The sequence below is a fragment of the Streptomyces sp. sk2.1 genome (assembly GCF_008120935.1).
Classification (GTDB): Bacteria; Actinomycetota; Actinomycetes; order Streptomycetales; family Streptomycetaceae; genus Streptomyces.
Genome location: NZ_RDBO01000077.1, coordinates 295106 through 302515, shown reverse-complemented (window position 1 = coordinate 302515; position 7410 = coordinate 295106). Strand labels below are relative to the sequence as shown.

The 7410-nt window shown below is 74.3% G+C and carries 5 protein-coding genes and 1 pseudogene; 1 reads left to right on the top strand and 5 read right to left on the bottom strand.

Features of this window, described 5'->3' with window-relative positions; all coding sequences use genetic code 11:
• Together EAO76_RS44875 and EAO76_RS28720 are read right to left on the bottom strand one after the other, a co-directional pair.
• Window positions 1-402, bottom strand: a pseudogene (locus EAO76_RS44875) (hypothetical protein); the annotation flags it as partial.
• Complete coding sequence (locus EAO76_RS28720) at window positions 399-1028, bottom strand: RNA polymerase sigma factor (RefSeq protein ID WP_148840361.1); 630 nt, start codon at window positions 1026-1028, stop codon at window positions 399-401. The pseudogene EAO76_RS44875 and the gene EAO76_RS28720, both read right to left, overlap by 4 nt.
• Before the next feature lie 308 nt (window positions 1029-1336).
• Here EAO76_RS28720 and EAO76_RS28715 point away from each other — a divergent pair, with 308 nt between their 5' ends.
• Entirely contained in the window at window positions 1337-4024 is a 2688-nt protein-coding gene (locus EAO76_RS28715; RefSeq protein WP_187438824.1) for an FG-GAP-like repeat-containing protein, read from the top strand.
• 303 nt (window positions 4025-4327) lie between these two features.
• Here the strand turns inward: EAO76_RS28715 and EAO76_RS28710 are convergent, their stop codons facing one another.
• The 3 genes from EAO76_RS28710 to EAO76_RS28700 form a co-directional block, all read right to left on the bottom strand.
• Entirely contained in the window at window positions 4328-4909 is a 582-nt protein-coding gene (locus EAO76_RS28710) for a hypothetical protein (RefSeq protein ID WP_148838817.1), read from the bottom strand.
• A 227-nt stretch (window positions 4910-5136) separates the two neighbouring features.
• Window positions 5137-5844 (bottom strand): DUF4328 domain-containing protein, encoded by a 708-nt coding sequence (locus EAO76_RS28705; RefSeq protein ID WP_148838816.1) that lies wholly within the window; start codon window positions 5842-5844, stop codon window positions 5137-5139.
• A gap of 96 nt (window positions 5845-5940) precedes the next feature.
• Window positions 5941-7410 (bottom strand): glycoside hydrolase family 20 protein (locus EAO76_RS28700; protein WP_148840360.1); only part of this gene is annotated, 1470 nt, incomplete at its 5' end.

Genomic DNA, 7410 nt, shown 5'->3' with positions numbered 1-7410 from the left:
GGGGGTCGCGGGAGAGGTGGGCGTGGGGCGCACGGGTCCCGGGCCGTCGTCGCCGAACGGGGTCGGGAGCGCCCCCGAACCGGCCGCCACCGCGACCCCGCCGAGCAGTGCCGCGGCCAGGGCCCCGCCGAGCATCCCCCGGACCGGGCACGTGCCGCGGCGCCGTTGCGCCGGGCGCCAGTCGTCGCGCCGGCGCCGCCGCCATCGGGGCACCGGCGCGTGCGCGCCCTCGTCCCGGGCGGCCCGGAACGCGGCCACGGCCCGCCGCTCGCCGTCCGTGTCCGGCCCGGATGGCCCGTACGGCCCGTCCGGTCTCCCGCTGCACCTCTCGGCCGGGATCTCGGGCACGTCCGTGTCCGGCCCGTACGGCCCGTCCGGCCGCCGCTGCGATTCGTCCCTCATGCTCCGTCACCCCGCACGCGGCGCGCCTTCTTCGTTCCGTCGCCCGTCCTGCCCCCCGGGGACAGTTGCTCGGCCAGTCTTCTGAGCCCCCGGTACGCGGAGGTGCGGACGGCCCCCGGGCGCTTGCCGAGCACGCGCGCCGTCGCGGCACCGTCCAGGCCGACGACCACCCGGAGCAGCACGGCCTCGGCCTGCTCCTGCGGCAACGTGCCGATGGCCTCCAGCGCCTCCCGGGTGGAGAGCGTCTCCAGCGCCGCGCCGGCCGTGTCGTGGCCGCCGGGCAGTTGGAGCACGTCCTGTTCGAGCAGGGTGACGCGGGGCCGCCGCTTCAGCCTCCTCAGGTGGTCGAGCGCGCGGTGCCGGGCGATCACCGCCGTCCAGCCCCGGAACCCGGCCCCGTCGCCGCGGAAGCGCCCCAGGTCGCGGGCTATCTCCAGCCAGGCTTCGGAGGCCACGTCCTCGGCGTCGTCGCCGACCAGCCCGCGCACGTAGCCGAGGAGGCCCGGCTGCACCATCCGGTACACGACGGCGAAGGCGCCCTCGTCCCCCTGCCGGGCACGTTCGACGGCGGCGCCGAGCTCGACGTCGTCCACCTGCCTGCGGCGCTGTCCCTCGCCCGTTCCCAACACATCCCCAGCCGACGGCCCGGTCCGGCACCGGCTGTCGTGCCCGTGCTCCGCCGGGGCGGTGGTATCGATCTTCCTCTGCACCCCTCTGCGCCCGATCTCACAGAAATGTCACAGATCCCCCCGGACACCCCTGCGGAAGTGAGGTATGTCACTCCCGCGCGAATCGGCGTGACGTTTGGGTTCCTCGCTGCGCTGGGTACCCCGGGCCGTCTGCGCGACAGCTGCGGCCCGTGAACTTCTGAGTACTTGAACTCTCTTGAGGGGTGGGGCATTTGAGCTCGCGCAGTTCGCATGCGTACAGACCGATGAGCCTGAAGCGCCGCGCCTGGCTGACCGTCGGTGCCGTGGTGCTCGGCGGGGCGGGAGTGGTGACGGTCGCCATCGCCAACCCGTCCGACGGGCCGGCCGGTCCGTCGGGGCCGAAGGAACGCCCGGCGAAGCTGCGGTCGCTCGCGCTGGACGGGGGCACCGCCACCGAGCGGAAGCTGCCGACGACGGACACCGAGCCGTTCTCGCTGATCGGCATCGGCTGGGACGGGGCGGCGGACGTGAACGGCGCCGCCCGGGTGCGCACCCGGGCGGCCGGGACCGGGAAGTGGTCGCCCTGGCGGGAGCTGGAGATGTCCGCCGACGGGCCGGACGGGGCCGAGCGGGCCGGGGCCCGCCGGGCGACCGAGCCGTTGTGGGTCGGCGCCTCGGACGCCGTGCAGGTGAAGGTGGGCTCGGGCCGGGCGCTGCCCAAGGGCCTCCGGCTCCACATGGTGGACCCGGGCGTCAGCCGTACCGAGTCCCGCAACCCCGCGGGGGCCGCCCCCGGCTCCCTGGACAACGCCGCGTACGTCACGGAGGAGACCGCGAGCCCGTCGGCGCCGGCCACGACCGACGTACCGTCCGACACGCCCACGCAGTCCGCCTCCCCGGCCGACACCGCGACGGCCACGGACGCCGCGACCCCGACCGACCCCGCCACCGCCACGGCCCCCGCGTCGGAGAGCGCCACCGCCCCGCCCACGCCCGAGCCGTCGACGACCGTGCCCACCGCGCCGCCGTCGACCGTCAACCGGCCGCCGATCATCGGCCGCGCCCAGTGGGGTGCCGACGAGTCGCTGGTCGAGGACCCGCCGGAGTACATCGACAAGGTGCGGGCGGTCTACATCCACCACACGGCCGACGCGAACAGCTACAGCTGCGCGGACTCCGCCTCCATGGTCCGCTCGATCCTGACCTACCACGTGAAGACCGAGGGCTGGAACGACCTCGGCTACAACTTCCTGGTCGACAAGTGCGGCCAGATCTTCGAGGGCCGGGGCGGCGGCGCCGACCTCCCGGTCAAGGGCGCCCACACCTACGGCTTCAACTCGTACTCGACCGGCATCTCGCTGCTCGGCGACTTCGAGACCGGCAGGCCGACCCCGGCCGCCCTGCAGTCCGCCGCCCGGGTCGCCGCCTGGAAGCTCGGGCAGTACGGGGTGAGCCCCACCGCCAAGGTGACGCTGACCCGGCTCGTCACCGACGCCGAGGGCAACACCCGGCCCGCCGGTGACGTCACGTTCAACACGACCGCCGGGCACCGCGACGGGTTCGCCACGAAGTGCCCGGGCGCGAACCTGTACAGCAGGCTCGGCTCGATCCGCACGTACGCGACCAACGGCACCCGCAACGCCGCGATCCCGACCTCCGACTTCAACCGCGACGGCGTCACCGACCTGGTCGTCGGCCTCCCGAAGGCGGCGGGCGGCGACGGTCGCGTCACCGTGCTGCCCGGGACCAGGAGCGGTCCGGGCACGACGGCGAAGCGGACGCTGGACCAGAACAGCCCGGGGGTGCCCGGCGGTTCCGAGGCGGGCGACCTGTTCGGCTCGTCCAACGCCTGGGGCGACGTGAACGGCGACGGGTACGCCGACCTGGTCGTCGGCGGCCCCGGCGAGGACCTCACCCAGGCCGACAACGGCACGGTCGTCCTGATGTACGGCCCCGGCCTCACCACCGGCCGCAGCTACTCGGTCACCTCCTCGACGCGGATCGGCGGCGAGAAGCTCGGTACGACCGTCGCCTCCGGCGACTTCAACGCCGACGGCAAGGCCGACGTCCTCTCCGTCGCGCCCGGCAAGCCCGGCCGCTGGTGGGCCTGGGACGGCAGGACCGGTGCGGCCAAGTCCGGTTACCTGAACACCTCCGCGTACACCGCCGCCGTGGGCTACGCGTCCGCGGTCACCGGCGACTTCAACAAGGACGGGTACGCGGACGCGGCCATCAACTACCGGGACCCGGGCGGCGTCGGACGCCTGCTGTGGCTGAAGGGGTCCGCCACCGGGCTCCAGCGGGTCGGCATCCTCGACGCCCGCGGCGGACGCTCGCTGGCCGCCGGTGACGTCAACGGCGACGGCGCCACCGACCTGGTGGTCGGCCAGCCGTCCGCCACCGAATCCGGACACACCGCCAAGGGCGGCGCGGTCACGGCCGTGTTCGGCTCGGCCACCGGTCTGACCTCGACCGGCCGCAGGACGATCCACCAGGACACCACCGGCGTGCCGGGCGGCGGCGAGACCGGCGACGACATGGGGGCGTCCGTCTCCATCGGCGACGTCGACCTCGACGGCCACGGCGACATCCTCACCGGCGCCCCGGGCGAGGACCTCACCCGCGACGGCGTGAACCGGGGCAACGCCGGCCAGGTCTTCCTGATCCGCGGCTCCGCCACCGGACCCACCGGCACCGGGGCCGTCGGATACAGCCAGGACACCGCGGGCGTGCCCGGCTCCACCGAGACAAACGACCGGCTCGGCTCGTCCGTCTCCCTGACCGACCTCTCCGGCTACGGCCGGGCGGACATCGCGATCGGCGCGGACGGCGAGGACGCCGGCAACGGCACGGTCCTGCAGATCGACAACACCAGCACCTCGGGCATCAAGGCGGACACCGCCCTCTACTACGGCGTGACGGCGCTCGGCTCACCGACCGGTATCCGGATCGGGCTGACCCTGGCCCCGTAGGGCGTACCCGGAAGAACCGCCCCCCAGGGGCGCACGGACCGGAGCCCCTCGGACCTGACCCGAGGGGCTCCTCCCGTACGGGCCCCTCCTGCACGGGCACCACTTCGTACGGGCACCACCGTGCCGAAGGCGCCCGGGACCGAAGAGACCCGGAGACGTCCGGAGGCACCCGGGCCCGGAGAAGCACGCAGTCGTCCGGAGGCGCCCCCGGCCCGGAGAAGCCCGCAGGCGTCCGGAGGAAGCCCGGGACATGTCTGGAGCGCGGTCGCCCGCTCGTTCCCGTACGACGGTCGCCGCGGGCGCTCAGCCCCGGCCGCGGGCCTGACGCGACATCACCGCGCGCAGCACCCGGCGGCCCTCGGTCGACAGGTCCACCGCGCGGCGCAGGGCGGCACCTTCGCCCGCCGTGCCCGCGGCCTCCGTGAGGATCTCCAGGATCTGGATCTGGCGGCGCAGTTCGCCGGTGACCAGCGGACCGCTTTCGTCCGGGTCGCCCGCGCGGCAGCGCCGCAGCGGGTCCGTGCCGTCCGCTCCGGGGGCGCCGCCCGGGGTGTCGAACCGCCGGTGGACCTCCAGCGCGAGCAGCGAGCAGGCGTCGGCCCATTCCCGGAGCGGGTCGACGGAGAAGTCGCCGGGCGCGGCGGCGAGCGCCTTCCGGACCTGTTCGGCCACGTCGTCCGCGGGTTCCCGTTCCGCCATCGCCGCACGGGCGGCCCCCAGTCGGACGTCCCATTCCCGGCCGTCCGCGCGGACCGCCCGCAACGGGCGCAGCGGATCGGGCTCGGCCCCGTCCTCGGGCTGCGGCAGACAGCGGTCGAGGCAGGCGACCGCACTCACGGCGAGGCTCCGCCCATCGGCGGCGGCGATCAGTTCCAGCAGGCTCATCGGCGTCTCCTGTCGGCCCGTCCGGGTGCGTGCACACACCCGGACGCGGCGCTTCCTGTTATCGCCTTCAGCGCCGAATGGCTCAAAATCGTCACCCGAGGAGGCCGAATCTCATCTCCTGGAACGTTCGACAGGACAACCGGGCCACGACGGGGCGACCGGATCACGGCGGGACGGCCGGGTCGCGGCAGGACGGCCGGGTCACGCCGCCGGGCGGGTCCGGAGCGTCAGGACCGGGTACCGAGCGGATACAGGCCGAGGGCCGCCCGCTCCCCCTGCATGCGGGTGAGCCTGCGCACGAAGAGGATGGCGAGCACCGCGGCCACGACGTCGAACGCGTCGGACGCCATCGTCAGGTCCGTCGCGTCGATGATCTCCTCCACCTCCTCGGCCCTCCGGGACAGCCGGGTCGTGATCCAGGAGAAGAGCAGGGTGCAGACCCATCCGCCCCACCACAGGTTCATCAGGGTGGCCGGGACCGTGCGCCAGCTGCCGTCGGTGTTGGTCTGGGCGCTCGCGGTCCAGACGCCGCCCGCGATCCGGCGCGGCAGCACCAGGTTGGCCACCGGGACGAACCAGGAGCCGACCGCCCAGCCCGGCGCCATCGGCTGCATGCTCGGGTCGAACACCTCGGCGTTCAGTCGCACCCGCCGGAACCAGACGACGAAGACGATCCGGGTGGCCAGCATCATGACGCTTTGGAGCACTCCGGCGGACCCGTACAGGTTGTCCGCCATGGTCGCCGCCGACTCGTCGTACGTCTCGAAGTCGTTCGCCAGGCCGTCCGCGATCAGACCGCGGAGGTTCAGCCCCGCCGCGACGGCGAGCAGGTCCGTCACCGCGACGAGCGACAGCAGCACGACGAGGGCCTTCGCGAGCCCGTCCGGTGAACGCAGGTACTGCTGCGGAGCGACGAAGGCCGGGGCGGGCGGCACCGGGGCCGCCGCCCGCCCCCGCGGCTCGCCCGACCAGTCTCCCGGCTCGCCCCACTCGCCCGTTCGGCCCGTCCCCGGCCCCCCGGCCTGTCCGGCTCAGCCCGTCCCGTCGATCCGTGCGGCCAGCGCCCGGAACTCGTCCCAGGTCAGCGCGGGTTTGCCCGGGACCCACAGCTTCTGGGCGGTCGCCCGCAGCGGCATCCGGATGCCGCGCGCCACCTGGGCCGGGGTCTGCGCCTGCGGGAAGTCGCCCCAGACGGCGAACCGGCCGCCGAGGATCCGGTCCGACCAGCGCGCCGGGACCGGCTTCGTGCCGCGCAGGACGAGCGGGGTCCACTGCTCGTAGATCCGCTCGCCCGTCGGGTAGACGAAGTTGTTGGGCTGGCCGAGCACGTAATAGAGGAACTCGTCGTTGAGGTTCACCACGCGCCGTCCCTCGCGCAGGTACTCCTCCGGCTGCCGGGCGCCGTACTCCTTGCCCGTCCAGTACTCGACCTCGATGTTCTTGTCGGCGGGGACGGTCCCGTCGCGGAAGAAGCCGTCGTTCCACGCCTTGGGCTGCTTGCCGCGCGGGCGCACCACGGCCGCGCGGTCGTTGAGCCAGCCGGTGGCGAGGTCCTTGATCCCGGCCCCCGCACCGTACTTCCGCTCGGCGGCGCGCTGGAGCTGCGGGTAGGAGGCGGCCGGGTCACTGGCCATCAGCGCCAGGTACTCGTCGGCGCCGAGGTGCCAGTACGCGCCGTCGAACAACTCGGTGTACTCGCCGAGGAGTTCGTCGACGAGCTTCGCCGCCCCCGGGTCGGAGATGTCCAGCGAGCCGGGCGAGAGCCGGCCCGAGGCGCTGCGCAGCTGGAGGCCGGGGTGGGCCCGCAGCACCGCGCCGAGGTGGCCCGGGGAGTCGATCTCGGGGACGACCTCGATGTGCAGCCGGTCCGCGAGCCCGAGGATCCGCCGCACCTCCGCCTTGGTGAGGTGCTGCGGCGACACCACCTCGGGGTGGGTGTCGGACTCGATGCGGAAGGCCTGGTCGTCGGAGAAGTGCAGACCCAGCTGGTTGAGCTTGAGGTCGGCCATCTCGCGCAGCCGGTCCTCGATCCAGGCGGCGGTGTAGTGCTTGCGCGCGATGTCGAGGTTGAGGCCGCGCTGCGGCCGGTCGGGGCGGTCGCGCACCTCGCCCTCCGGCATCACCCCGTCGGCCCGCACCGACTGCTTCAGCGTGCGGGTCCCGTAGAAGACGCCGGCCCGATCGGGTCCGCTGATCCGCACCCGTCCGTCGCGGACGTCGAGGGTGTACGACTCGGGGGTGCCGCCGCCCGGGGCGATCGCCAGTTCCACGTCGCCCGCGCGGGCGGGGACGTCGCCCCGGTAATGGATCTTCAGCTCCTGGGCCAGCAGCCGCCCCTCGTCCGCGAGCGTCCCGCTGCCGTCGGCGACGACGACCCCGCCGTCCGGGCCGGGGCGCCAGCCGGGGCCGCGGGCCGCCCGGTGTTCCCGCACTGCGGGGATGGTGCGGGGGGCCGTGGAGAGCGGGTAGCTCCGGGTCGGCGAGGGGGAGGCGGAGGAGGG